The organism is Halosaccharopolyspora lacisalsi (assembly GCF_014137975.1).
Classification (GTDB): domain Bacteria; phylum Actinomycetota; class Actinomycetes; order Mycobacteriales; family Pseudonocardiaceae; genus Halosaccharopolyspora; species Halosaccharopolyspora lacisalsi.
On sequence record NZ_JACGWZ010000002.1, the window covers coordinates 238,756 to 262,886 of the forward strand.

The following is a 24,131-nucleotide window of genomic DNA, read 5'->3' on the forward strand; positions in this document are numbered from 1 at the left end:
GCAGGACAAACCTCCCGTGCGAGCGCGGCGAGCGCTTCACGGTTCTCGACTCGGCGCCCGGGTCAACCCGCGTAGCGCCGGATCCGGTTGATGTCGCCGATGTCCTTGTAGTCCTCCACCTTCACGTTCTGACCCTGGGTGGGAGCGTGAACGACCTTGCCCCCACCGATGTAGATGCCGTTGTGACTGGAGGAGCTGTAGTAGAAGATGACGTCACCGGGTTTGAGCTCGCTGCGGGAGACGCTCTGGCCCTTTTCCACCTGGGTCTGCGTGGAGCCGGGCAGTGAGACCCCGGCCTGCTCGTACGCCCAGTGCACCAGTCCGGAGCAGTCGAACTGGTCGGGTCCCTTGGCTCCGTAGACGTACGGGGAGCCCTGTTTGCTCAGAGCGGCGTTGACGGCTTGGACGGCGACCCCGGACCCCGCCAGCGGGCCGGCGCTGGTGGAGCCACCGGACAGGGAGTCACGTTCCTCGGAGCTGAGCTTCTCGTACTGCTGCTTGACCTCGGTGATCCGTGCGTCCATGGACGCCTTCTTGCGCTGCAGGCCTTGCTGGATGCGGGTCACGTCGGCGACGGCCTTCGCCGCGCGCGCCTGGGCTTGCTCCGTCCTGTGCTGAGCCGACTCGGCCCGATCGGTGGCCGCTGACAACGCTTGGATCGCCTCGTTGTTGTCCTTGGCCAGTGAGTCGAGGACGGAGGCCCGGTCCAGGAACGCCTTGGGATTCTCACTGACCAGCAGCGCGGAGAGCTCGTTCAGACGGGCACCCTGGTAGGCCGCACGGGTGAATTCGTTGACCTTGCCGCGGCGCTCGCTCTCCTCGGCGCGGGCTTGTCGGGCGATGTGGGCGGCCTGGTCGGTTTCCGCGGTGGCACGTTTCAGGTCGGCCGTCCGCGCGGCGTGGTCGTCCTGAGCCTTCTTGTACTTCTCGGTGAGTTTTTCCGCCTCGCGGGAAAGGGTGCGCAGCTGCTTGACCGCATCCGAGGTGTTGTCGGGCAGTCGTGGGTCCGCGTGAGCCGAACCGGGGGTGACGGTGACGGCGACGGCTACCGCCGCTGCCGCCACGGGGACGCGCTTCAGGCGGGACGACACCAACGTAGCTCCTTCGTCTGCTCCGGGGCGACGATCCGGGGGTGCGTTGCCGGCCGATCCTCGTGGATCGGTCGACATCTCGCGCAGATTACGAAATGGATACTTTGGTGACACGAACGGGGTGCTGCTTCACCGGACGAGTGCGCGGTCAAGTGTCGGGCGAGTGCTCCGCGTGCTCGCTGCTGTCCCCACGTCTACCGGAGGTGCCGTTCGACACCTCGCTCGAGAGCTCATTGCGGGGACGAACGACTGAGGCCGGCCAGGATTCGCTGCATGACCTCGGGGTCCATCTCCGCGGTGTAGTCGTCGTCCTGCTCGGCGGCCGCGGACTTCTTCGGATCGCGCTGGGGAAGCGGTATGTCCGAAGCGGTCAACCCCGTCGGCAGCGGTAGTTCGTGCTGCCTGACCCGGTCGGAGTTCACCTCGATCACCAGACGGTCGCCGTGCAGGCGCAGCCGCACCGCGACCAGTCCCGGCGACTCGCTGTCGGTGCCGTCGACGACGGTCCGCACCAACTCGGTGGCCGCGTTCACGCCGTCCTCGATCATCGGGCGCAGGTCCCACTCGGTGAGAGTGAACCGTACGAAGATATCGGTGCAGTTCACCGCACTGGGCAGTGCTACGAGTTGCAGGTCGTCGACCTGAGCGGTCTCGGTGTTCACCCTGGGTCCTTCCTGTTTTCCACGGCCGGTCCGCGCGTCATGGTCCGTGACTCATATCTTGCCAAGTTTCGCGCGCGCGGTACATGCCAGGGCCTTACATGTTCGAACGAGTTGTGCCACGCGTGCGGTTTGTCCCCCCGGCTTCGCGGGTACTCGACCGATCAGCGGTGGTTCGCCCGGAGCCGAGGTGTCCCGAAGGAGTGTCGCGGTGCGCTACGAGCAGATGATCGAGGAAGTTCGGCGACGACTGTCGGTGGACGCGGGAAGGGCGGAGACCATCCTGTCCGCGGTGGTCCAGGCGCTCGGCGAGGCCGCCGCGACCGAGGAGATGGCCGATCTGCGTTCTCAACTGCCGGAGCCGCTGAGTTCTGTCGCTCCGACCGTGCCGGGGCGGGACCGCTCCCTGGACGAGACGGTCGTTCGCGTCGGTGACCTCACAGGAGCCGAGGACGCGGACCGAGCTCGCTCCTATGTGGATGCGGCGTTCGGCGTCGTGACCCAAGCGGTCACCCAGGAGCAACTGCGACGGGTGATGGACACGCTCGCTCGGGACTACCAGCAGCTCGTTCCGGGATCGGTGGGACTGGACGGTACGGACGAGACCTTCGCGCGGGATGTGCGTGCCCGGGCCGAGTTCAGCAGCGACGAACAGGCCCTGCAGGTGTCGGCCGCCGTCCTGTCGGTGCTGAGTGGACAGATCACCCCGGGGCAGGCCGAAGAACTGGCGGCGTGCTTGCCGAGCACGCTCTCGCGGACGTCGCTGACCACGAGCGGTGCCGTCCACGCCGACACGGAGGCGGTGCTGCGAGAGATCAGCGAGCGACTGGGAATCGCCGACCAGCAGACCGCTCTCCGGCAGACGCAGGCCGTCGTGTCCGTGATCAACGAGTGGGCGCCCGCCGAACTCGGCGATGCTCTCCGGCAGCTGCCCACCGACTTGACGAGATCACTGAGCGGCTAGGCGCGGACCTCGGTCACCCGCCTCTCCCCGGCTCGACGAGCGATTCGTTTCGGATGTTGACGAGCGGGTATGCGGGGGTGGGAAGCGGGTGCGCCGCCCGCGGGAAACCGAGCTGGTGATCGAGGTGCTCGTATGAGTGAGCTGGTGTCGGACTACGTTCTCCGTCGGCTGCGCGAGTGGGGAGTTGAGAAGGTCTTCTCCTACGCCGGAGACGGGATCAACGGAATCCTGGCCGCCTGGCAGCGGGCGGGTAACGACCCCCGCTTCATCCAGGCACGACACGAGGAACTGGCGGCCTTCGAGGCGGTCGGCTACGCGAAGTTCTCCGGGCGCACGGGCGTGTGCATGGCGACCGGCGGGCCGGGGGCCGTCCACCTGCTCAACGGACTCTACGACGCGAAGTTGGACCACGTTCCGATGGTGGCGATCGTCGGTCAGCAGGGCAGTACCTCGTTGGGAGGCGCCTACCAGCAGGAGATCGATCTGAACTCGCTGTACAAGGACGTGGCCAGCGAGTACGTCCAGTTCGTCTCGACACCCCAGCAGCTGCCGAACGCGCTCGACCGCGCCATGCGCACCGCGCAGGCCAAGCGCACCGTCACCGCGCTGATCATCCCCGGCGACGTTCAGGACATGGAGTACTCCCCGCCCACCCACGCGTTCAAGATGGTGCCCTCCAGCCTGGGTATCTCCGGATCGACCGTGACTCCGGCGCACGAGGACGTCAAGCACGCCGCCGAGATCCTCAACTCCGGGCAGCGTGTCGCGATCATGGTCGGTCAGGGAGCCCGCGACGCCAGGGACGAGGTCATGGAGGTCGCCGACGTGCTCGGCGCCGGTGTGGCCAAGGCGCTGCTGGGCAAGGACGTGCTGCCCGACGATCCGCCGTACGTCACCGGATCCTCGGGACTGCTGGGCACTCGTCCGTCCTGGGAGTTGATGCGGGACTGCGACACCCTGCTGATGGTGGGAGCCAGCTTCCCCTACAGTCAGTTCCTGCCGGAGTTCGACCAGGCCAGAGCGGTCCAAATCGACATCGACCCCACGCTCATCGGGATGCGCTACCCCTTCGAGGTCAACCTGCTGGGGGACGCTCGGGCCACGCTGCGGGAGCTGCTGCCGTTGTTGGAGCGCAAGCAGGACCGGTCCTGGCGCGAGCAGGTCGAGAGGACCGTGCGCGATTGGTGGGACGTGATGGAGCGCCGTGCGGGGGTGGAAGCCGATCCGATCAATCCCGAACGGGTGTTCCACGAGCTTTCTCCGATGTTGCCGGACAACGCGATGCTGACCTCGGATTCCGGTTCGGCGGCGAACTGGTACGCCCGGCACCTCAAGATTCGCGGTGACATTCGCGGATCTTTGTCGGGCACCCTGGCGACAATGGGGCCGGGCGCCCCCTACGCCACTGGTGCGAAGTTCGCCCATCCCGAGCGCCCCGTGTTCGCCCTCGTCGGTGACGGCGCGATGCAGATGAACGGGATCAACGAACTGATCACCATCGCGCACTACTGGTCGGAGTGGCAGGACCCGCGCGTGGTGATCGGTGTCCTCAACAACCGGGACCTCAACCAGGTCACCTGGGAACTGCGTGCGATGAGCGGTGCCCCGCAGTTCCTGCCGTCGCAGCGGTTGCCCGAGTTCGGTTACGCCGCTTTCGCCGAGAGTCTCGGCCTGCGCGGTATCAAGGTGGACCAGCCCGACCACATCCACAACGCCTGGCAGCAGGCCATTCAGGCCGACCGGCCGTGCCTGGTCGAGTTCGTCACCGACCCGGCCGTCCCGCCGATCCCGCCGGAGGCGAACTGGGACCAGATGGAAAGCGTCGTCGAGGCGATGGTCAAGGGCGACCCGGAGACCTGGCCGATGATCAAGGAAGGTGCCAAGGCCAAGGTGCAGGAGTTCCTGCCGGGCAGGACCGATCGCGAGTGAACGGTTCCGGTGGGGGTGTGGTCGAGGTCCGGCCACGCCCCCACCGGCCCGTGACGAACTCAGGCAGACGCCAGCAGTGACGAGGAGACGAGATGACGGCCGGCACCGGACTTCCGGGCGTTCCCCGGGTGGACACCGCGGCGCTGGAAGCGGACCTGAGCTCCCGGGTGGAGGGTGAGGTTCGGTTCGACGCCGGCTCCCGGGGTGCCTACGCCACCGATGCCTCGAACTACCGTCAGGTTCCCATTGCCGTGGTCGTGCCCTACAGCGTGGAGGCGGGTGCGCGGGCGGTGCACGTCTGTCGCGAGCACGACGCACCGGTGCTGTCTCGTGGCGGGGGAACGAGCCTCGGCGGGCAGTCCACCAATGTGGCGGTGGTCATCGACTGGACCAAGTACTGCCAAGGGGTGGTTTCGGTCGATCCGGACGCTCGTACCTGCGTGGTGGAACCGGGAATCGTCTACGACGAGCTCAACAAGGCCGTCGCCGAGCACGGGCTGAAATTCGGTCCCAAGCCCTCCACCCACAGTCACTGCGCGCTCGGCGGAATGATCGGCAACAACGCCTGCGGTTCCAGCGCCCAGAAGTACGGGAAGACCGTCGACAACGTGCGCAGCCTGGAAATCCTGACCTATGACGGTCTGCGCTGCTGGGTGGGCCCCGTCGGGGAGCGGGAGCTGGAGGACGTGATCGCGGCGGGCGGGGAGCTCGGCGAGGTGTACCGACGACTCCGCGATGTACGGGACCGCTATCGCGAGCAGATCCGGCAGCACTACCCCGACATCCCGCGGCGTGTCTCCGGCTACAACCTCGACTCGCTGCTGCGCGACGACGGTATCGACGTCGCCGAGCTGCTGGTGGGCAGTGAGGGAACCCTGGTCACGGTGCTGCGTGCCGAGCTCGATCTCGTCCCGACGGTGCCCCACAAGGCCATGGTCGTGCTCGGCTACTCCGATATCGCCGCTGCCGCCGACAGCACCCCCGCGATACTCGCCCACTGCGAGCCCCTGATCCTCGAAGCCGTCGGGGGAGAGCTCGCGCACTTCATCCGCGAGCAGAACCTGTTCGCCGAGTCGCTCGCCCTGCTCCCTCAGGGCGAGAGCTGGCTGTTCGTCCAGTTCGGGGGAGATACCCAGCAGCAGGCGGACGAGCAGCTCGATCGGCTGCTGTCCGGGTTGGACAAGTCCACCACCGACGCCGATGTCGCCGTCTCCGACGACCCCGAGCGTGAGCAGGAGATGCTCAAGGCCCGCGAGGCCGGCCTCGGTGCCACCGCCAACCCGCCGGACATGCCCGAGAGCTGGGAGGGCTGGGAGGACTCGGCCGTCGCGCCCGGTGTGCTCGGGGACTACCTGCGTGATCTGCTCGCCCTGTTCGAGGAGTTCGGCTACGAGCGCCCAGCTCTGTACGGGCACTTCGGTCAGGGGTGCGTGCACATCCGCATTCCGTTTCGGCTCAGGAGCGGTCCCGGAGTGGCCACCTTCCGGCATTTCGTGCAGCGCGCCGCCGACCTCGTGGTCTCCTACGGAGGGTCGCTCTCCGGCGAGCACGGTGACGGGCAGGCGCGGGGCGAACTGCTCGTGCGCATGTTCGGCGCGGAGATCGTGCAGGCCTTCGCCGAGGTCAAGGACATCTTCGATCCGGCCAACCGGATGAATCCCGGCAAGGTCGTTTCCCCGCGGCGCGTGGACGAGAACCTGCGGCTGGGCTCGGACTACCGCCCGATCCAGACGGAGACGTTCTTCGGCTATCCCGAGGACGGCGCGAGTTTCCACCAGGGCGTGATGCGCTGCGTGGGCATCGGCAACTGCCGCAACCACGGTGGTGGCGTGATGTGCCCCTCCTACCGGGCCACCCAGGAGGAGGAGCACTCCACTCGCGGGCGTGCGCGCCTGCTGTTCGAGATGATGCAGGGCCACGAGGACTCGCCGATCACCGACGGGTGGCGTTCGGAGGCGGTGCGGGACTCCCTGGACCTGTGCCTGGCGTGCAAGGGGTGCAAGTCCGACTGCCCGACCGGTGTGGACATGGCCACCTACAAGGCCGAGTTCCTCGCCCAGCACTATCGCCACCGGCTGCGCCCGGCTTCGCACTATTCGCTGGGCTGGCTGCCCGCCCTGGCCCAGGGCGCTCGGGGTGCGCCGGGGCTGGTCAACGCCGCGCTGCACTCGCCCGGACTCGCGCAGCTCGGTAAGCGCCTGGGCGGAGTCACTCCCGAACGGGAGGCACCGCGATTCGCCTCGTCGACCTTCCAGAGCCAGTGGCGCCGCCGTGGCGTCGCCGAACCCCGCCCCGGTGATCCCGACGCGGTGGTGCTGTGGCCGGACACGTTCACCAACCATTTCGAACCGCACATCGCGCGGGCGACGGTGCGGGTGCTGGAGGACGCGGGTTTCCGCGTCGCGGTGCCGCGAAAGCCGGTCTGCTGCGGACTGACCTGGATCTCGACCGGACAGGTCGGCACGGCGGCGGCGGTGCTGCGCCGCACCTTCCGCGTGCTGCGCCCGTGGTTGGAAGCCGGAACCCCGGTGGTGGGCATGGAACCCTCGTGCACGGCGGTGTTCCGGCACGACATGCACGACCTGCTCCCGCACGACGAGGACGCCCGGAGGCTGCACAGCCAGTTCATGACACTGGCCGAGGTCCTCACCGAGCGCGCGGCGAACGACTGGGAACCCCCGCAGGTGGACGCGGACGCCGTCGTGCAGACCCATTGCCACCAGCACGCCGTGATCGGCTTCGACGCCGACACCACGCTGATGCGGAAAGCGGGAATCGACGCCGAGGTCCTCGACTCGGGATGCTGCGGAGTGGCGGGCAACTTCGGGTTCGAACGCGGCCACTACGACGTGTCGATGGCCTGCGCCGAGTACGCCCTGCTTCCCGCGGTGCGCCGGACCTCCGAGGAAACCCTGGTGCTCGCCGACGGCTTCAGCTGCCGCACCCAGATCTCCCACGGCAGTCCGCGGAGGGCACTGCACCTGGCCGAAGCGCTGCGCACGGGCTGAATAGTGGACGGTTGGGTTCGTTCGCTCCCGGGTATGCCCGGGGCACAAGCCATTAGCGTAGGGGGGCGGTTACGGTGAGCAGCGTTTTCCGCGAGACCGTCGTCGAAAGCGACTGGGAGCAGCTCGTGATCGCGGCGGAAGGTGCCGGTCGGCACAGTGGTCGTGAACTGGCGCGTCAGTGCACGACCTGGGAGTTGGGACGTACCGGGCAGGTATGGGTCCGAGTCCGGCCGCACGATTCTCCCGTGGGGGCGTGGTTGTTCTCCACCGGTCGGGCTCACTCGTACGAGACCGGGGTGCTCGTGCCCATCACCCCGGACAAGCAGGATTTGGTGTCCGCTGCCAGGGCCCGGTCGTTGTTGGTGTGCCGGGCTTATGCCGCTGCTTACTGTGCCGTGCTGGTGCAAGAGGCCGGGGTTCTCGCCGATGTTCTCGAGCGGGCCGACGAGCTCTTCCAGCAGCTGATCGGTGGGGGTGAGCTCGGTGGGAGCGCGGAGACCACGAGGCACTTCGAGTGGGAGAGGACATGAACGATCGCATCGTCCAGCCGGCCGGTAGCGAGGGCTGGAGCATCTCCGAACCGGGAAAGGCCACCGCGAATCGGTACTGCGCCGATTACGATGACGCGTTTCGCCAGGCCAGGGAAGCGATTCTCCGGGAGGGCGGCGGGCAGTTGCGCGTCCACAGCGAGGACGAGGAGGAAGTGCAGACCTACGCGATCGAACCGCACCAGCAGAGCGGGGGCTGAGCTGGTGCGGTCCGACGGCGTTGGTCAAAGAGCCGCGAACTCGTCGACCGCGCCCTGGAGCTGACGCCGTTCGTGGGGCGTGTAGCCGCCCCACACGCCGTAGGGCTCGTCCACGTTCAAGGCGTGGAGGAGGCAATTGCGCTGCACGGGACACCGCGCGCAGATCTCCTTGGCTTCCTGGGCGCGGCGTTCGCGGGCTTGCCCTCGCTCGTGCTCGGGGTGGAAGAACAGATTGTCGTCGTAGTCGCGACAGGCCGCACGAAGTTGCCAGTCCCACTGTTCCGTGACGGTCCCGGGTAGACGCCGTGTTTCGGTCACGAAGCTGCCTCCTTCCACCGGCAGCGGCCGGAGCAGCATCGCCGCACTGCGGTCCCGACCACGACCCGACCGACGTCGGTGACCACCGTGGCCCGGTTCTCGGCACCGCAGTGCGGGCGAGAACGGCTCACCGAAGCGGTCTCGGTGGCGAGAGCTGTATGCGTATGGGCCATGCCGTGTGCCTCCGGCCGCACTATTCAACGTTCGAAAAGGGAGTACGAAATACGCGCTGTCTGCTCAACCGCGTCTACCGAGAGGGGTAGCCACGGTTCGACACGCCCAAACCGAACAGCGTGTGTGTTCGTTCACAAGGCGGCCCCCGACCGCGTCGTCGTGGTCGGGGGCCGCCGGTGGCGCTGTCGATCAGGACCGATCGTGGTGAGCCTGGAGGGGGACGACGTCGGACTCGGTGCTTGCCGGTTCGCTCGCCGAAGCCGCACGCTCGGCGAACACGCTCCGCAGCGCCCGGCCCAGCACGGCGATCCAGACCACGCCGAAGAGCACCGTCAGCACGGTGCTCGTCGTGCCGACGACACCGACGGCGCCGAGGACGACCCGCACGTTGGTCAGGATGATCAACCCTCCGGCCCCGACTCCGATGAGGCGTGTGGGCAGGCTGCGCACCACCCACGCGGCCAGCGGAGCGGCCAGCACGCCGCCGATGAGCAGTCCCACGATCACGGTGACGGAGAGCATGTCACCGCCCAGCGTGGTCAGGAAGCCGACACTGGCGGCCAGGGAAACCACCGTCTCACTGGTGGTGACCGAGCCGATGGCGTGACGCGGGGAGACCCGGCCGCTGCTGAGCAGGGTGGAGGTGGACATCGGCCCCCAGCCACCGCCGCCCGTGGCGTCGATGAAACCGGCCGCCAACCCCAGCGGAACCAACCACCGGTGCCCGCGGGCGCTGAGAGTCCTGGTGCGTACGGGGCTTGCTCCCAACGAGAACCGGAGAAGCACGTACAGTCCCAGCCCCACCAGCATCACCGCCATCCACGGGCGGGCGGCCTCGCTCGCCAGCGAAGCCAGCATCGTGGCTCCGGCGAACCCGCCCACGGCTCCCGGCAGGGCCAGCCAAGCCACGATACGCCAGTCGACGTTGCCCAGGCGCCAGTGCGAGGCCCCCGAGGCAACCGCGGTGCCGACCTCGGCCAGGTGTACCGAGGCCGAGGCCACCGCGGGGGCGGTGCCCACCGTCAGCAGCCCGGTGGTGGCAGTGACACCGAAAGCCATGCCGAGGGAGCCGTCGACGAGCTGGGCGACGAACCCCGCTACCGCCACGAGCACCAAAGTGGGCATTCGGTTGCCTCCTGCCGACCGTCCGGCCGCTCTGCCCCGTCGGCAGCCGCCGAATTCATGATTAAGTCGATAGGGACAGTACACTTTGAGGGTGTAACGTGAAACGGCGTCTCAGTACATGAGAACCGCAGGTCAGCGGGATTGCCATACCCCGGCTTCGGTGGTCCGAGCAGCCACGTCGGCGGGAAGCTCACCCGCGACGAGCTGGGCGATGGTGACGTCTTCGAGCACCTCGCGCAGGCTGCTGCGCACCGCGATCCAGACGTTTTGCAGCACGGAGACCGACGAGTCGTAAGCCACCGCCTCCGGGCGGAGCCCGTGCACGCTCACGAGGGGGCCGTCCGTGGCGCGAATCACGTCGGCTATCGAGATCGTTTCCGGGGAGCGGGCCAGTACCCACCCACCGGCTTGCCCGCGGCGGCTGGCGACCACACCGGCACGGCGGAGGTCGGCCAGGACCGCTTGGAGGAAGTTGCGCGGGATCTGTTGGGCGGCGGCGATGTCCTCGGCGCTCACCGCCTGATCCGAACCCCCGCGCGTGATCTCCACGAGGGCACGTATCGCGTAGTCCGCTTTGGCCGAGATCCGCATGGCCTCGATTGTTCCTCATCCGCTGCAGGAATGTGAGGGATGGCCGCGAGTCGGGAAAGCGCCCGCCCTCGCACCGTCACCGATGGCACGAGGGCGGGCACCGTGGCCTCAGGGGCTGATCAGGAACTTGTCGGGGGTCAGGGGTAGCTCACGCACCCGGATTCCGGTGGCGTGATGGGCGGCATTGCCCACGGCGGCGGCCGTTCCGACGATGCCGACCTCCCCGATGCCCTTGGAGCCCATCGGGTTGACGTGGGGATCGTACTCGTCGAGCCAGGTCGCTTCGATGGAACCGATATCGGCGTTGCTGGCGATGTGGTATCCGGCGAAGTCCTGGTTGACCACGTGACCGAACCGCTCGTCGGTGACGCTGTGCTCGTGCAGGGCCATGGACACACCCATCGTCATGCCACCGAGGAACTGCGAGTGGGCCGTGCGGGGATTGATGATCCGTCCGGCGGCGAACACGCCCAGTAGCCGGGGAACGCGGATCTCACCGGTGTCGGCGTGAACGCGGACCTCGGCGAACTGGGCACCGTAGGCGTGCATCGAGTACTCGCCGGCAGCGGGGTTCGGCGGTGCCGTCGCGGTCGTCTCCGCCCCGGGCTCCGGGGTGCTGCCGTGTTCCTCGCGGAAGGTCCGCGCCACGTGGACGATCGCCGAACCCCAGGAGGCGGTCCCCGCGGAACCGCCGGCGAGGCTGGCGAAGGGCTGCGTGGTGCTGCCGAGGTGAAGATCCACTGCCTCGACGGAGACCTCCAGGGCTTCCGCGGCGATCTGGGACAGCGCCGTCCGGGCACCCGTACCGAGATCGGAGGCACCGATATCCACTCGATACCGCCCGTCGGAACAGCAGCGAATCGTGGCCATCGAGCCGGGAAAGCTCAGGGTCGGAAACGTCGACGCGGCCACGCCCGTACCGATCAGCCAGTCTCCTTCACGCCGGACGCCGGGCGTGGGATCGCGGTGTCGCCACCCGAACTTCTCGGCTCCCTCGCGCAGGCAGGCGACGAGATTCCGGCTGGAAAAGGGCAGGCCGGAACTCGGGTCGGACTCGGGTTCGTTGCGCAGGCGGAACTCGATGGGGTCCACACCGCAGACCTGGGCCATTTCGTCCATGGCCGTCTCCAGCGCGTACATCCCACCGGTCTCGCCCGGGCCCCGCATCCAGGTACCGGGCGGGACGTCCAGCGCGGCGAGCCGGTTGGTGATGTGGCGGTTCGGGGAGACGTACATGTTGCGGGAGGCGTTGGCGCTCTGGTCGGCGAACTCCTTGATCCGCGCGGTCTGCTCGAGCGAGTCGTGACCGGTCGCCGTCAACCGGCCCTCGGAGTCGGCACCGAGCCGAATCCGCTGGACGGTGGGAGGGCGGTACCCCACCAGGGAGAACATGTGCTGGCGCGTCAGCGCGCACTTCACCGACCTGCCCGGCAGTGCCTTGGCGGCCAGTGCCACCAGGATCACGTGGGAGTGCGGCATCCCCTTGGCGCCGAAACCACCGCCGACGTGCGGGGAGATCACGTGCACCCGCTCCGGTTCCACGCCGAGCAGTGGGGCCACGACGGCCCGCACCACGTGCGATCCCTGGTTCGAGTCGTGGAGGGTCAGCTCCCCGTCCTGCCAGCACGCGATGGTGGCGTGCGGTTCCATCGGGTTGTTGTACTCGGCAGGGGTGGTGTAAGTGGCGTCCAACGTGAACGTGGCCGCCGCCAGCGCGGTGTCGACGTCTCCGTGGACGAGGTCCGCGGACATCATCGGGTTGGAACCGTCGTGGGTGTAGACGACATCGCTGTCGTCGCGGAATGCGGCGTCGTGGGGGTGTCGTTCGTAGGTGATCCCGATGAGACTCGCGGCGTGGTGAGCCGTCTCGGGGGTGTCGGCGAGGACGGCACCGATGAGCTGGCCGCGGAAGCCGACCTCGTCGGACTGGAGGACGGCCAGCTCGGAGTCCGGCGTGGAAGCCAGCCGCTCCGCGTTGGTGTGGGTGAGCACGGTGTGGACACCCTCGAGGGATTCGGCCGCCGCGGTGTCGATGTTCGTGACGCGCCCCCGGGCGATGGTGGCCTGGAGGGGATGCAGGTAGACGGGATCGTCCGGACGATGCTCGAAGGCGTAGGTGGCGGTACCCGTGACCTTGGCGGGTCCTTCGAGGCGTTCCAACGGTGCACCGACGGTGTTCAGCACACCGGTCATGATCCCTCCTGCTGGGTGAGGTCGCGGAGGACGGAGGTGAGGGTGTTGCGGGCCATGGGGATTTTGAACTCGTTGTCGGACAGGGGCCGGGCCTCGGCGAGTTCGGCGTCGGCGGCGGTGCGGAAGGTCGCCTCGGTGGCGGGCGCCCCCCGCAGGGCGTTCTCGGCCAGGGTGGCGCGCCACGGCTTGTGGGCCAGCCCGCCGAAGGCGATGCGGACGTCGCGGATCGTGTCGCCGGCGATGTCGACGGCCGCTGCCACCGAGACGAGAGCGAAGGCGTAGGAGGCGCGGTCGCGGACCTTGCGATAGTTCGAGCGTGCGGCCATGGGGAGCGCGGGCAGATCGACCGCGGTGATCAGTTCCCCGTGTTCGAGCACGGTGTCACGGTCGGGTTCGTCCCCGGGAAGTCGGTGCAGGTCGGCGACGGGAATGCTGCGCGGTCCACTGGGGCCCTGGGTGTGCACGACGGCGTCCAGGGCGGTCAACGCCACGGCCATGTCGGAGGGATGGGTGGCCACGCAGTGCTCCGAGGAACCGAGAACGGCGTGGTAGCGGGTGTAGCCGTCCAGGGCCGAGCAGCCGGTACCGGGCTCACGCTTGTTGCACGGAGTGGTGACGTCCTGGAAGTACACGCAGCGGGTGCGTTGCAAGAGGTTGCCGCCGGTGGTGGCCAGATTGCGTAGTTGTCCGGAAGCCCCTGCCAGCAGCGCGTGGGCCAGTACCGGGTAGCGCTGTCGGATGATCGGCTCGGCGGCCAGGTCGCTGTTGCGCACCGCCGCACCGACGCGGACGCCGCCGTCGGGCAGTGTCTCGACGGTGTCGGACGAAAGACGGGAGACGTCGACCAGCAGTTCGGGGCTGGACACCCCGAGTTTCATGTGGTCGACGAGGTTGGTGCCGCCTCCCAGGTACCGCGCGTTGGGGTTGCGGCTGACGGTGGCCACCGCGGTGTCGGTGTCGGTGGCGCGCTGGTAGTCGAAGGGTTTCACTGGGCGGCCTCCCGGACGGCGGTGACGATGTTGGCGTAGGCGCCGCAGCGGCACAGATTGCCGCTCATGCGCTCGCGGATCTCCTCGTCGTCGAGTTCGGTCGGCTCGGTGAGGTCCTCGGTGGCGGCACTGGGCCAGCCGGCCTTGGCCTCGTCGAGCATGCCCACCGCCGAGCAGATTTGGCCCGGCGTGCAGTAGCCGCACTGGAACCCGTCGTGGTCGAGGAAAGCCTGCTGCACCGGATGCAGTTGCTCGCCGTCGGCGAGTCCTTCCGCGGTGGTGACCTCACTGTCGTCGCAGGCCACTGCGAAGGTGAGGCAACTGGTGGCGCGGCGCCCGTCGAGCAGCACCGTGCAGGCTCCGCACTGGCCGTGATCGCAGCCCTTCTTCGGTGAAGTCACCCCCAGGCGTTCTCGTAGCGCATCCAGCAAGGTCGTGCGTGTGTCCGTCACCAGGGACCGCCGTGTGCCGTCCACGTTCAGTCGGATCTCCGCGTCCATGCGAAAAGGGTGCCTCTCGTCGTCGTGTCACGCACGTTGCCGCCCCGACCGACCCGGCCGGGGTCGGGTGATCATCCCCCTTCGGGAAGTCTGCCCGACGATCCCGCTTTCGTCGACCGATTTCCGTGGCATCCGGTGTTCGACTCGTGCCGACTGCGGTCCCCCCGAGGAACTGCGAGACTGCACGCATGGCGGTCGATCTCTCAGCGGTGGACAACCTCGCTTCCAAGGAACACCACCTGGCGATGGTGGCCACCACCCGAGCCGACGGCAGCGTGCAGAGCTCGGTGGTCAATTCCGGAGTCACCCAGCATCCCGTCAGCGGGGAACCGGTGGTGGCTTTCGTGACCTACGGCCGAACCAAGCTCGCCCACTTGCGCGCCCGCCCGAGCACGGCGTTGACGTTCCGCGCGGGGTGGGCCTGGGTGACCGTCGAGGGAGAAGCCGAGATCATCGGACCCGACGATCCCAGCGAGGGGGTCGACGCCGAGAGGCTTCGCCTCCTGCTGCGGGAGGTCTTCTCCGCCGCGGGTGGTGACCACGACGACTGGCAGGCCTACGACCGGGAAATGGCCCGCCAGCGTCGCGCCGCCGTGCTGGTACCGCCACGCCGCGTCTACGGCGTGTGAACGGTGTCCGGCCGTCTTCGGTGAACGTCCGGCCGCACTGGTGCACCGGAACTTTCCCGGACGAGATATCCGAGGATCACGCTGCTCCGGGTGCTTGTTCCACCTCGGCTTCGGCGCCGGGGCGGTCCTCGATGCGTTCGACCTTGTCGACGAGGAAGACGAAGCTCAGCGCACCGAGCAGGGCGATGGCGCTCATGTAGCGAGTCCGCCCTCGAAGGAACCGCTCAGGCTCACGATCGTGCCGATGACGATGGGTGTGACGGCGCCGCCGATGTTGCCGACGAAGTTGAACACGCCGCCGGTGAGACCGACCATGCGCGCCGGTGCGATCTCGGCGGGCAGGGCCCAGCCGAGCGCGGCCATGCCCTGAGCGAAGAACGCCACCGACATGATCGCCACGACCAGGGCGATGCTGTCCACGTAGTTGGCCGCCACGATGCTCGTGGCCAGCAGCAGCCCCGCGATGATCGGCGTCTTGCGCGCGACGTTGGCCGAGTGGCCCCGCCGCAGCATCCGGTCCGACCACCAGCCGCCCAGCAGCACCCCGACCAGGGCCACCAAGTACGGGATGGAGGCGTAGACGCCCGCGTTGAGCAGGTCCACGTCCTTGGCCCGGGTGAGGTAGCTGGGAAACCAGGTCAGGAAGAAGAACATCGCGCTGGTGTTGGCGAACTGCCCGAGGTAGGTGCCCCAAAGCCGTCGCTTGCCGAGCAGGTAGCGCAGGTCCGCCCAGTTCAGCTTGGCCCTGCCGGGCGGGGCGCTTTCCCCGTCCCGCCCGTGCTCCTCGATGTGGGCGAGTTCGCTCTCGGAGACCCGGATGACTCGCGGGGGGGGGGGTGTTCCGGATCTCGCGGAACCACACCAGTGCCCACACCAGGCCCAGCGCACCGGTGACCAGGAAGACCGACTCCCAGCCGAAGGCGATCACCAGCAGTGACAGTCCGGGAACGGCCACGGCCAACCCGACGTACTCACCCGCGGTGTAGACGGAGGTGGCCTTGCCGCGTTCGTGGCGGGGGAACCAGGACGCCGTCAACCGTCCGTTGGCCGGAAACGCCGGTGCTTCGAAAACGCCGATGGCGGTCCGGATCGCGAACAGGGAGACGAACCCCCGCGCCAGTGCCGTGACGGCGGTGGCCACCGACCAGGCCAGCAGTGCCCATCCGAAGGCCAGCCGGGGCCGATTCTGTCGAGCAGCCATCCACCGGGGATCTGCAGGAAGGCGTAGCCCCACGAGAAGGCGGAGAAGATCACTCCCATCTCGGCCGCGCTGAGACCGAGGTCCCGCTGGATGTGCGGTGCCGCCACCGAGAGGTTGGTGCGGTCCAGGTAGTTGATGGCGGTGCTGACGAACAGCACCGCGAGTACCGCATAGCGAACGCGGGTCCGTCCTCGCGTGGAGTCGCGGTCACTACGGGCGTCGGTTTCTGCTACAGCCATGGTCGCTCCTGCGCAGTGCGGAATTCGGTGCGTCGGCCGGGGTGGTGGGTGGTGGTCGTCCGGGGATCGCCCGAGAGCAACGCCGAGTGTTCGTATTGTGAACGAAAGTTACGAGAACGGACTCGGGGACGCTAAGTTCGAAGCTGTTCCGCGTCAATGGACACACTGATCGTGTACGTGCGGCGCTGTGGACGGTATTGACCGTCACAGCGGGCTTGGCTATCGTTCGCTTAAAGCACGTACGTTCTCTATGCGAACGGAGTGGGTGGGTGTCTCGTACACGGCAGCTCGACGAGGCCGTGGCCGAGCTCGTCGGTGATGGTGATGTGGTGGCCCTGGAGGGGTTCACCCATCTGATCCCGGTGGCTGCGGGCCACGAGATCATTCGGCAGCGGCGGCGTGATCTGACGCTGTGCCGGATGACGCCGGATGTGGTTTACGATCAGTTGATCGGCGCCGGGTGCGCCTCCAAGCTGGTGTTCTCCTGGGGCGGTAACCCCGGTGTGGGATCGCTGCACCGGTTTCGCGACGCGATCCAGCGGTCCTGGCCCGTCCCGCTGGAGATCGAGGAGCACAGTCACGCCGGTATGGCCAACCGCTACGTCGCCGGGGCCTCCGGCTTGCCCTTCGCGGTGCTGCGCGGCTACACCGGTACCGACCTGCCGAAGCACACCGATTCGATCAAGACGGTGAGCTGCCCGTTCACCGGCGAGGAGCTGGCCGCGGTCTCGGCGCTGAACCCCGACGTCGGCATCATCCACGCGCAGCAGGCCGACAAGCAGGGCAACGTGCAGATGTGGGGCATCACCGGCGTGCAGAAGGAGACGGTGCTGGCCGCCAAGCGGTCGCTGGTGACCGTCGAGGAGACCGTCGACGAGCTCGTTCCCCGGCCCGGTGGCGTCGTGCTGCCGAAGTGGGCCGTCACGGCCGTGGCCGAGGTCCCGGGTGGGGCGCGTCCCTCGTACGCGCAGGGGTACTACGAGCGGGACAACGACTACTACCAGCAGTGGGACCTGATCAGCCGGGACCGTGAGAAGTTCCAGCAGTGGCTGGACACCGAGATCCTCGACGCCGAGAGGAGCCCGCGATGACCGCGAGCGTGTCCGCCGGTACCTCCACCGGCGACGCCGAGTTCACCGCCGACGAGATGATGACGGTCGCCGCCGCACGCAGCCTGGGAGACGGCACCGCCTGCTTCGTCGGGATCGGCCTGCCGAGCACGGCCGCCAACCTGGCCCGGCGCACCCACGCGCCGGACCTGGTGCTGATCTACGAGTCCGGCACGCTCGGAGCCAAGCCCGACCAGCTGCCGCTGTCCATCGGCGACGGGATCCTGGCCGACACCGCCGACTCGGTGGTCAGCGTGCCCGAGATCTTCAACTACTGGTTGCAACCCGGCCGGGTCGAGACCGGTTTTCTGGGTGGGGCGCAGGTCGACAAGTACGGCAACATCAACACCACCGTCATCGGCGGCGGCTACGAGGACCCGAAGGTGCGGTTGCCGGGGGCCGGGGGTGCCCCCGAGATCGCCGCCTCCTGCCAGCAGGTGCTGATCGTGATGCGGCAGAACACCCGCTCGTTCGTCGAGACGCTGGACTTCGTGACCTCGGTCGGCTACGGCAGCGGCGGTGACGACCGCGAGCGCCTCGGGTTGCGCGGCGCGGGGCCGGTGACCGTGATCACCGACATGGGCGTGCTCGAACCCGACCCGGACACCCGCGAACTCACCCTGACCCGGCTCGGTCCCGGTGTCGACGTCGAACAGGCCAGGGCGGCCACCGGCTGGGACCTGCGCGTGGCCGACGAGCTCGGCAGCCAGCACCCCCCCACCGAGACCGAACTGTCCGTGCTGCGTGAGCTCAAGGCCACCATCGAGAACGGAGAGTCGACGTGACCGACAGTGCTTATGTGCTGGACGCGGTGCGCACCCCGATCGGCCGCTACGGCAAGGGGCTGGCCGAGGTGCGTCCCGACGACCTCGCCGCCCACGTCGTTCGCACGCTGGTCGAGCGCACCGACGACCTCGATCCGGCCCAGGTGCAGGACGTGCTGTTCGGCGACGCCAACGGTGCCGGCGAGGACAACCGCAACGTGGCCAGGATGGCCGCGTTGCTGGCGGGCCTGCCCACCAGCGTGGCCGGAGCCACCGTCAACAGGCTGTGCGGTTCGGGGCTGGAAGCGGCCATCGAGGCCAGCCGCACCGTGGAGACCGGTGACGCCGAGCTGCTCATCGCCGGCGGTGTCGAGTCGATGAGCCGCGCCCCCTGGGTGCTGCCCAAGCCCGAGAGCGGCTATCCGCGTGGGCACGAGACCCTGCACTCCACCACGTTGGGCTGGCGCATGGTCAACCCCGCGATGCCGGAGCAGTGGACCATCAGTCTGGGCTCCAGCGCGGAGATCCTCGCCGACCGCTACGGGATCAGCCGGGCCGACCAGGACGCTTTCGCGCTGCGCAGCCACACACGCGCGGCGGCGGCCTGGGAAGCGGGCAGCTTCGACCACGAGGTGGTCGCCGTTCCCGGCACCGAGGTCACCCGCGACGAGGGCGTGCGCGCGGACAGTTCACTGGAGAAGCTGGGCAAGCTCAAGCCGGTCTTCCGCGAGGACGGCACCGTCACGGCGGGCAACTCCTCGCCCATGAACGACGGGGCGGCGGCTCTGCTGCTCGGTGGACAGCGCTCCGCCGAGCAGCTCGGCGTGGAGCCGCTGGCCCGCATCGTCAGCCGGGGCGTGTCCGGAGTGGATCCCGATGTCTTCGGGATCGGTCCCGTGGAGGCAGCGAACACGGCACTGCGCCGTGCCGGCATCGATTGGTCGGATCTGACCGCCGTCGAGCTCAACGAGGCCTTCGCCGCCCAGTCGCTGGCCTGCCTGGCCGAGTGGCCCGATCTCGATCCCGAGATCGTGAACATTCAGGGCGGAGCCATCGCCATCGGTCATCCCCTCGGTGCCTCGGGCGCGCGTATCCTCGGCACACTGGCCCACCAGCTGCACCGGGCCGGTGGTGGCTGGGGACTGGCCGCGATCTGCATTGGCGTCGGGCAGGGGCTCGCCGTTGTCCTGCACGCATGAGGCGCAACCACCAGGAGCCACCATGCACAGTCGAACACCCACCAACACCACCGGACTGACCCTGCCGTCCTACGAACGGGACGACTCCTCGCATCCCGCGTTGGCCACGCCGGAGTACGGCTCGACCCGGTTGCGTGCTCCTCAGCGGCCGCTCCAGTTGCTGCCGCAGAACCTCACCGAGGTGACGGGGCCGGTGCTCGGTCACGAACGCGTCGGCGCGACCGACCACGACCTGACCGTCCAGCACGGCGGCGAACCGCTGGGCGAGCGCATCCTGGTCAGCGGCCGCGTACTGGACTCGGACGGTCGCGCGGTACCGGACACCCTCGTGGAGATCTGGCAGGCCAACTCGGCGGGCCGTTACTGCCACGTCGGAGACCAGCACCCGGCGCCGCTGGATCCGAACTTCTCCGGAGTGGGCCGGTGCATGACCGACTCCGAGGGCAACTACCGGTTCGTGACCATCAAACCCGGGGCCTATCCCTGGGGCAATCACACCAACGCCTGGCGTCCCGCCCACATCCACTTCTCCCTGTTCGGGCGCGCTTTCACCCAGCGGTTGGTCACCCAGATGTACTTCCCCGGGGATCCGCTGTTCTACCAGGATCCGATCTTCCACTCGGTCCGCGACCCGCGGGCCCGGGAGCGGATGATCTCCCGGTTCGATCTGGACACCACGGTTCCGGAATGGGCGTTGAGCTTCAAGTTCGACATCGTGCTGCGCGGCAGCGCGGCCACGCCGTTCGAGGACGAGGAGGACGAGCACTGATGACCGATCTTCCGCGAACCACGCCGTCGCAGACGGTCGGTCCCTTCTTCGCCCTGCCCGACGGACTCCCGTGGCCCGACGGCCCCGAAGTGGTGGGCACCGAGGAACCGGACGCGATCCTGTTGCGCGGGCAGCTGATCGACGGCGCGGGCGAGCCGGTCCCGGACGGACTGATCGAGATCTGGCAGGCCGACGAGCGGGGCAGGATCCAGCACCCGGACGACCCGCGCGACGACAGCACGTCGTTTCGGGGCTTCGGGCGGTGCGCCACCAACGCTGAGGGGCGTTTCTGGTTCCGCACCGTCAAGCCCGGTGCGTTGCCGACGCCCTCCGGTGGCACCGAAGCTCCGCACATCAACGTCACCGTGCTCGCTCGCGGAATGCTCGACCGGGTCGTGACGCGGATCTACTTCCCGGACGAGCCGCGGGCCAACGCGGTCGACCCGGTACTGTCCGCAGTGGACCCCGAACGCCGTGCCACACTGGTCGCCGTTCCCGAGACGGAGGCCTTCCGCTTCGACATCCGATTGCAGGGCGATGACGAAACCCCCTTCTTCGCGGTCTGAGTCGGCGCCGGCGTCAGGACTGTTCGGGCCGATGTTCACCACCGCGGCGGCGACGGCCCGAACGGACCGCCACGCCTGGCTCCAGGCGATGTTGGACTTCGAGCGAGCACTGGCCGCGGCCCAGGCTCGATGCGGGGTCGTTCCCCGGTGGGCGGCCGCGGAGATCGCCGAGCACTGCGCGGCCGACGACTACGACGCCGCCTCGATCAGCCTGCGGGGTGCTGAGTCGGCGACACCGGTCATCGCCCTGGTCAAGGACCTGACGGAACGCGTGGATTCCGCGGCCACCGCGTACGTGCACCACGGTGCCACGAGTCAGGACGTCGTCGACACCGCCGCCATGCTGGTCGTGCGCGAGACGCTCGACGTCGTTCTGGACGACCTCCACGCCGCCGCGCAGGGGTGCGCGCGTCTGGCCGAGGAGCACCGTGACACGGTGATGGTCGCGCGCAGCCTCCTGCAACAGGCTCTTCCGACGACGTTCGGACGCAAGTGCGCGGGTTGGTTGAGCGCACTGACCGAAGCCACTTCGGGACTGCACCGGGTCCGGGACGAGCGGCTGGCGGTGCAGTTCGGTGGTCCGGCGGGAACCCTGGCCTCGCTCGGTGACCAGGGGGTGGACGTCCTCGGTGCCCTCGCCGAGGAGCTCGGCCTGCCCGAACCGGACCTGCCGTGGCACACCGACCGCACTCGTATCGGCGAACTGGCGGGCGCGCTCGGCACCGTCGCGGGGGCGCTCGGCAAGATCGCGCTCGACGTGAAGTTGCAGGCCCAGACCGAGGTGGGCGAACTCGCCGAGGGCTCCTCCGGGGGGTCCTCGGCGATGCCGCACAAGCGCAACCCGGTACGTGCGGTGCGCGTCAGCGCGGCCACCGAGCGAGTCCCCGGCCTGGTCGGCGGCTTGCTGGCCGCGATGCCCCAGGAGCACGAACGGGCCGCCGGTGCCTGGCAGGCCGAGTGGGAACCGCTGGTCGAGTTGCTGCGCCTGGTCGCCGCGTCCGCTTCGGCGGTTCGCGAGATGCTCGTCGACCTGCGGGTCGACACCGAACGCATGATCAACAACCTCGACCTGACCGGAGGATTGCTGATGGCCGAGAGCGCGGCCTCGGCACTGAGCGAATCCCTCGGCCGGAGCGGGGCGCACGAGCTGGTCACCGGCTTGTGTCGCCGGGCCGTCGAGAAGAAGACCACGCTGCGGGAGGAGTTGCTGGCCGACTCGTCGGCCCGCGCGGCGTTGTCCGAACAGGACATCCGAGCCGCTACCGAACCGGCCGACTACCTCGGCTCGGCCGGTGTGTTCGTCGATCGGGCGCTGCGCGCCCACACACGTTTGTCAGGAGACGATACCGAGTGATCGTGCATCACGAGTTGAACGGACCCGAGCAGGCACCGGTGCTGGTGCTGTCCAATTCGCTGGGAACGGACCTGTCGATGTGGGACGAGCAGCTGTCCGTCCTCACCGAGCACTTTCGAGTCCTGCGCTACGACCAGCGGGGCCACGGCGGGACTCGGGCGACATCGGGACCCTACGACCTCCGGGGGCTCGGCGACGAGGTGCTCGCTCTGCTGGATCATCTCGGTATCGCGCGGGCCCACTTCGCCGGGGTCTCGCTCGGAGGCATGACCGGTATGTGGCTGGCCCAGAACGCGCCCGAACGCATCGATCGACTGGCGCTGCTGTGCACTTCGGCCGAGCTGGGCCCGCCCTCGAACTGGCGCCAACGCGCCGAGCTCGTGCGCCGGGAGGGCACCGCGGCCGTGGCCGAGAGCTCACTGAGCCGCTGGTTCACCCCCGCGCTGGCCGGACGCTCCGACGTCGTCGACAAGTACAGCGGCATGATCACCGCGGCTTCCGACGAGGGCTACGCCGGGTGCTGCGAGGCCATCGCCTCCATGGACCTCGTCGACCGGCTCGGTGAGATCGGCGCCGGCACGCTGGTCGTCTCCGGTGAGCAGGACCAGGCCACTCCGCCGGAGCACGGCGAGCGCATCGCCGCCGCGGTCCCCGGCGCCCGCATGGAAACCCTGTCCCAGGCGGCGCACCTGGCCAATGTCGAGCAGTCCGAGACCGTCAATCGACTGCTCGTCGAGCACTTCGCGGCAGGAGGCGCGTGATGTCCGGAGCCACCGACGACGAATCCCGGCGTGCCGAGGGCATGGCGGTGCGCCGCGAGGTGCTGGGCACCGAACACGTCGACCGCGCCCAGGAGCGGACCACCGAGTTCACGGCGGGGTTCCAGGACTTCATCACCCGCTACGCCTGGGGTGAGGTGTGGTCCGGCGAGGGCACCGATCGGCGTACCCGCAGTTGCCTGACGCTGGCGATCCTGGCTGCCACCGGGTGTGAGTCCGAGTTCGCCATGCACGTGCGCGCGGCCCGCCGCAACGGTGTCGAACCCGAGCAGATCCGCGAGGTGCTCATGCACGTCGCCCTCTACGCGGGAGTGCCCAAGGCCAACAGTGCCTTCGCCGTCGCCGATGCCATTCTGTCCGAGAACGCCGACGACCACGGGTGAGGACGGGAAGAGTGACGATGGAACCGGTGAGTGACTCCGGCGCGGGATCCGTGCAGTCGTTGACGCGGGGTCTCGCGGTGATTCGTGCCTTCGACGAGTCGCGTCCGGAGATGACCCTCAGCGAGGTCGCCCGCGTCACCGAGCTCTCCCGCGCCTCGGTGCGGCGATTCCTGCACACCCTGGTCCAGCTCGGCTACGTCTGGACCGACGGCCGAGTCTTCGCGCTGACTCCGCGCGTGCTGGAGCTGGGCTTTTCCTACCTGTCGAGCATCTCGCTGCCCGAGATCGCCCAGCCGCACATGGAAAAGCTGGTTTCCCAGCTCCACGAGTCGGTGTCGCTGTCGGTGCTCGACGGTGACGACATCGTCTACGTCGCCCGGGTGCCGACGTCGCGGATCATGACCGTGTCCATCAACATCGGAACCCGGTTTCCCGCCTACGCCACCTCGATGGGGCGCGTGCTGCTGGCGCATCTTCCCGAGGACGAGCTTACTGCCTACCTGGAACGGGTCGAGCCGACGAGGCTCGGCCCGCACACGGTGACCACGGTCGGCGCGCTGCGCCGTGAGCTCGAGCGTATCCGGGCCCAGGGCTGGAGTCTGGTCGATCAGGAGCTGGAGGCCGGTCTGCGTTCGTTGGCCGCTCCCGTCCGCGGTCCGGCCGGTCGGGGTGGCCGCGGGGGAGTGAAGGCGGCGGTGAACGTCTCCTGTCACGCCGGCCGCACCAGTCAGGAACACGCCAGGAAGGTGCTGTTGCCGTCGCTGCTGGAGGCGGCGGCGCGGATCGAGGCCGATCTGAGGGTCGCCCCGAGCGCACGTGCCGATACTCCGTCACGGTGATCCGATTCCGC

General features: G+C 68.6%; 24 protein-coding genes and 1 pseudogene. 15 read left to right on the forward strand and 10 right to left on the reverse strand.

The window, feature by feature from the left end; all coding sequences use genetic code 11:
* Window positions 1–62: 62 nt before the first annotated feature.
* Together FHX42_RS08840 and FHX42_RS08845 are read right to left on the reverse strand one after the other, a co-directional pair.
* On the reverse strand, window positions 63–1,091 hold the full coding sequence (locus FHX42_RS08840; protein WP_328795996.1) for a C40 family peptidase: 1,029 nt from the start codon (window positions 1,089–1,091) through the stop codon (window positions 63–65).
* A gap of 230 nt (window positions 1,092–1,321) precedes the next feature.
* Complete coding sequence (locus FHX42_RS08845) at window positions 1,322–1,753, reverse strand: hypothetical protein (RefSeq protein ID WP_182543762.1); 432 nt, start codon at window positions 1,751–1,753, stop codon at window positions 1,322–1,324.
* A gap of 208 nt (window positions 1,754–1,961) precedes the next feature.
* Between FHX42_RS08845 and FHX42_RS08850 the strand changes: the two genes are divergently transcribed.
* From FHX42_RS08850 to FHX42_RS08870, 5 genes are all read left to right on the forward strand, one after another.
* Window positions 1,962–2,714, forward strand: coding sequence for a DUF2267 domain-containing protein (locus FHX42_RS08850; protein ID WP_182543763.1), 753 nt, complete (start codon window positions 1,962–1,964; stop codon window positions 2,712–2,714).
* Window positions 2,715–2,846: 132 nt separating this feature from the next.
* Window positions 2,847–4,643 (forward strand): thiamine pyrophosphate-requiring protein, encoded by a 1,797-nt coding sequence (locus FHX42_RS08855; RefSeq protein ID WP_182543764.1) that lies wholly within the window; start codon window positions 2,847–2,849, stop codon window positions 4,641–4,643.
* A gap of 92 nt (window positions 4,644–4,735) precedes the next feature.
* Window positions 4,736–7,651 carry an FAD-binding and (Fe-S)-binding domain-containing protein gene (locus FHX42_RS08860; protein WP_182543765.1) on the forward strand — a complete coding sequence of 972 codons (2,916 nt, stop codon included), beginning with the start codon at window positions 4,736–4,738 and terminating at the stop codon, window positions 7,649–7,651.
* A gap of 74 nt (window positions 7,652–7,725) precedes the next feature.
* Window positions 7,726–8,181, forward strand: coding sequence for a hypothetical protein (locus tag FHX42_RS08865; RefSeq protein ID WP_182543766.1), 456 nt, complete (start codon window positions 7,726–7,728; stop codon window positions 8,179–8,181).
* Window positions 8,178–8,399 carry a DUF2188 domain-containing protein gene (locus FHX42_RS08870; protein WP_182543767.1) on the forward strand — a complete coding sequence of 74 codons (222 nt, stop codon included), beginning with the start codon at window positions 8,178–8,180 and terminating at the stop codon, window positions 8,397–8,399. The genes FHX42_RS08865 and FHX42_RS08870 overlap by 4 nt, the downstream gene beginning before the upstream one ends.
* Before the next feature lie 24 nt (window positions 8,400–8,423).
* On the opposite strand, the gene FHX42_RS08875 is transcribed toward FHX42_RS08870, so the two are convergent.
* The 6 genes from FHX42_RS08875 to FHX42_RS08900 all read right to left on the reverse strand — a co-directional run bounded on the left by FHX42_RS08875 (window position 8,424) and on the right by FHX42_RS08900 (window position 14,289).
* Window positions 8,424–8,717: a WhiB family transcriptional regulator gene (locus FHX42_RS08875; RefSeq protein WP_182543768.1), complete on the reverse strand. Its 294-nt coding sequence runs from the start codon at window positions 8,715–8,717 to the stop codon at window positions 8,424–8,426.
* A gap of 363 nt (window positions 8,718–9,080) precedes the next feature.
* A complete protein-coding gene (locus FHX42_RS08880; RefSeq protein ID WP_182543769.1) occupies window positions 9,081–10,016 on the reverse strand; it encodes a sulfite exporter TauE/SafE family protein in 936 nt (311 codons plus the stop codon).
* Between the two features lie 132 nt (window positions 10,017–10,148).
* Window positions 10,149–10,607, reverse strand: coding sequence for an RrF2 family transcriptional regulator (locus FHX42_RS08885; protein ID WP_182543770.1), 459 nt, complete (start codon window positions 10,605–10,607; stop codon window positions 10,149–10,151).
* A 108-nt stretch (window positions 10,608–10,715) separates the two neighbouring features.
* The gene (locus FHX42_RS08890) at window positions 10,716–12,800 is read right to left on the reverse strand and encodes a xanthine dehydrogenase family protein molybdopterin-binding subunit (protein WP_182543771.1); all 2,085 of its coding nucleotides are present in this window, start codon (window positions 12,798–12,800) and stop codon (window positions 10,716–10,718) included.
* Window positions 12,797–13,789, reverse strand: a complete 993-nt coding sequence (locus FHX42_RS08895) for an FAD binding domain-containing protein (protein ID WP_182543772.1) — start codon at window positions 13,787–13,789, stop codon at window positions 12,797–12,799. The genes FHX42_RS08890 and FHX42_RS08895 overlap by 4 nt, the downstream gene beginning before the upstream one ends.
* Window positions 13,786–14,289: a 2Fe-2S iron-sulfur cluster-binding protein gene (locus FHX42_RS08900; protein ID WP_182543773.1), complete on the reverse strand. Its 504-nt coding sequence runs from the start codon at window positions 14,287–14,289 to the stop codon at window positions 13,786–13,788. Before FHX42_RS08900 ends, FHX42_RS08895 begins: the two co-directional genes overlap by 4 nt.
* 188 nt (window positions 14,290–14,477) lie before the next feature.
* Between FHX42_RS08900 and FHX42_RS08905 the strand changes: the two genes are divergently transcribed.
* Entirely contained in the window at window positions 14,478–14,918 is a 441-nt protein-coding gene (locus FHX42_RS08905) for a TIGR03618 family F420-dependent PPOX class oxidoreductase (RefSeq protein ID WP_182543774.1), read from the forward strand.
* Between the two features lie 192 nt (window positions 14,919–15,110).
* Here FHX42_RS08905 and FHX42_RS26490 read toward each other — a convergent pair whose 3' ends face one another.
* Both FHX42_RS26490 and FHX42_RS26495 read right to left on the reverse strand, forming a co-directional pair.
* Complete coding sequence (locus FHX42_RS26490; protein WP_328795997.1) at window positions 15,111–15,806, reverse strand: MFS transporter; 696 nt, start codon at window positions 15,804–15,806, stop codon at window positions 15,111–15,113.
* Window positions 15,778–16,358: pseudogene (locus FHX42_RS26495) on the reverse strand (MFS transporter); the annotation flags it as partial. The pseudogene FHX42_RS26495 and the gene FHX42_RS26490, both read right to left, overlap by 29 nt.
* A gap of 269 nt (window positions 16,359–16,627) precedes the next feature.
* Here FHX42_RS26495 and FHX42_RS08915 point away from each other — a divergent pair.
* From FHX42_RS08915 to FHX42_RS08955, 9 genes are read left to right on the forward strand one after another with little or no spacing between them, the layout of a single operon-like run.
* Window positions 16,628–17,449, forward strand: coding sequence for a CoA transferase subunit A (locus tag FHX42_RS08915; RefSeq protein ID WP_182543775.1), 822 nt, complete (start codon window positions 16,628–16,630; stop codon window positions 17,447–17,449).
* Window positions 17,446–18,252: a CoA-transferase subunit beta gene (locus tag FHX42_RS08920; protein ID WP_182543776.1), complete on the forward strand. Its 807-nt coding sequence runs from the start codon at window positions 17,446–17,448 to the stop codon at window positions 18,250–18,252. Before FHX42_RS08915 ends, FHX42_RS08920 begins: the two co-directional genes overlap by 4 nt.
* Window positions 18,249–19,430, forward strand: a complete 1,182-nt coding sequence (locus FHX42_RS08925) for a thiolase family protein (protein WP_182543777.1) — start codon at window positions 18,249–18,251, stop codon at window positions 19,428–19,430. Before FHX42_RS08920 ends, FHX42_RS08925 begins: the two co-directional genes overlap by 4 nt.
* 22 nt (window positions 19,431–19,452) lie before the next feature.
* Entirely contained in the window at window positions 19,453–20,199 is a 747-nt protein-coding gene (pcaH, locus tag FHX42_RS08930; RefSeq protein WP_182543778.1) for a protocatechuate 3,4-dioxygenase subunit beta, read from the forward strand.
* Window positions 20,199–20,765 (forward strand): protocatechuate 3,4-dioxygenase subunit alpha, encoded by a 567-nt coding sequence (gene pcaG, locus FHX42_RS08935; protein WP_182543779.1) that lies wholly within the window; start codon window positions 20,199–20,201, stop codon window positions 20,763–20,765. Before pcaH ends, pcaG begins: the two co-directional genes overlap by 1 nt.
* A gap of 31 nt (window positions 20,766–20,796) precedes the next feature.
* Window positions 20,797–22,119 carry a 3-carboxy-cis,cis-muconate cycloisomerase gene (gene pcaB / locus FHX42_RS08940; protein WP_182543780.1) on the forward strand — a complete coding sequence of 441 codons (1,323 nt, stop codon included), beginning with the start codon at window positions 20,797–20,799 and terminating at the stop codon, window positions 22,117–22,119.
* Window positions 22,116–22,880: a 3-oxoadipate enol-lactonase gene (gene pcaD, locus FHX42_RS08945; protein WP_182543781.1), complete on the forward strand. Its 765-nt coding sequence runs from the start codon at window positions 22,116–22,118 to the stop codon at window positions 22,878–22,880. The genes pcaB and pcaD overlap by 4 nt, the downstream gene beginning before the upstream one ends.
* Complete coding sequence (gene pcaC, locus FHX42_RS08950) at window positions 22,880–23,281, forward strand: 4-carboxymuconolactone decarboxylase (protein ID WP_182543782.1); 402 nt, start codon at window positions 22,880–22,882, stop codon at window positions 23,279–23,281. Before pcaD ends, pcaC begins: the two co-directional genes overlap by 1 nt.
* 17 nt (window positions 23,282–23,298) lie before the next feature.
* Window positions 23,299–24,120 carry an IclR family transcriptional regulator domain-containing protein gene (locus tag FHX42_RS08955; RefSeq protein WP_182543783.1) on the forward strand — a complete coding sequence of 274 codons (822 nt, stop codon included), beginning with the start codon at window positions 23,299–23,301 and terminating at the stop codon, window positions 24,118–24,120.
* Window positions 24,121–24,131 lie beyond the last annotated feature (11 nt).

Bases quoted from the DNA above. Each gene is read 5' to 3' on its own strand.
- FHX42_RS08855 (WP_182543764.1), top strand. From the start codon at position 2,847: ATGAGTGAGCTGGTGTCGGACTACGTTCTCCGTCGGCTGCGCGAGTGG.
- FHX42_RS08860 (WP_182543765.1), top strand. From the start codon at position 4,736: ATGACGGCCGGCACCGGACTTCCGGGCGTTCCCCGGGTGGACACCGCG.
- FHX42_RS08870 (WP_182543767.1), top strand. From the start codon at position 8,178: ATGAACGATCGCATCGTCCAGCCGGCCGGTAGCGAGGGCTGGAGCATC.
- FHX42_RS08880 (WP_182543769.1), bottom strand. From the start codon at position 10,016: ATGCCCACTTTGGTGCTCGTGGCGGTAGCGGGGTTCGTCGCCCAGCTC.
- FHX42_RS08885 (WP_182543770.1), bottom strand. From the start codon at position 10,607: ATGCGGATCTCGGCCAAAGCGGACTACGCGATACGTGCCCTCGTGGAG.
- FHX42_RS08890 (WP_182543771.1), bottom strand. From the start codon at position 12,800: ATGACCGGTGTGCTGAACACCGTCGGTGCACCGTTGGAACGCCTCGAA.
- FHX42_RS08900 (WP_182543773.1), bottom strand. From the start codon at position 14,289: ATGGACGCGGAGATCCGACTGAACGTGGACGGCACACGGCGGTCCCTG.
- FHX42_RS08905 (WP_182543774.1), top strand. From the start codon at position 14,478: ATGGCGGTCGATCTCTCAGCGGTGGACAACCTCGCTTCCAAGGAACAC.
- FHX42_RS08920 (WP_182543776.1), top strand. From the start codon at position 17,446: ATGACCGCGAGCGTGTCCGCCGGTACCTCCACCGGCGACGCCGAGTTC.
- pcaH (WP_182543778.1), top strand. From the start codon at position 19,453: ATGCACAGTCGAACACCCACCAACACCACCGGACTGACCCTGCCGTCC.
- pcaG (WP_182543779.1), top strand. From the start codon at position 20,199: ATGACCGATCTTCCGCGAACCACGCCGTCGCAGACGGTCGGTCCCTTC.
- pcaB (WP_182543780.1), top strand. From the start codon at position 20,797: ATGTTCACCACCGCGGCGGCGACGGCCCGAACGGACCGCCACGCCTGG.
- pcaC (WP_182543782.1), top strand. From the start codon at position 22,880: ATGTCCGGAGCCACCGACGACGAATCCCGGCGTGCCGAGGGCATGGCG.
- FHX42_RS08955 (WP_182543783.1), top strand. From the start codon at position 23,299: ATGGAACCGGTGAGTGACTCCGGCGCGGGATCCGTGCAGTCGTTGACG.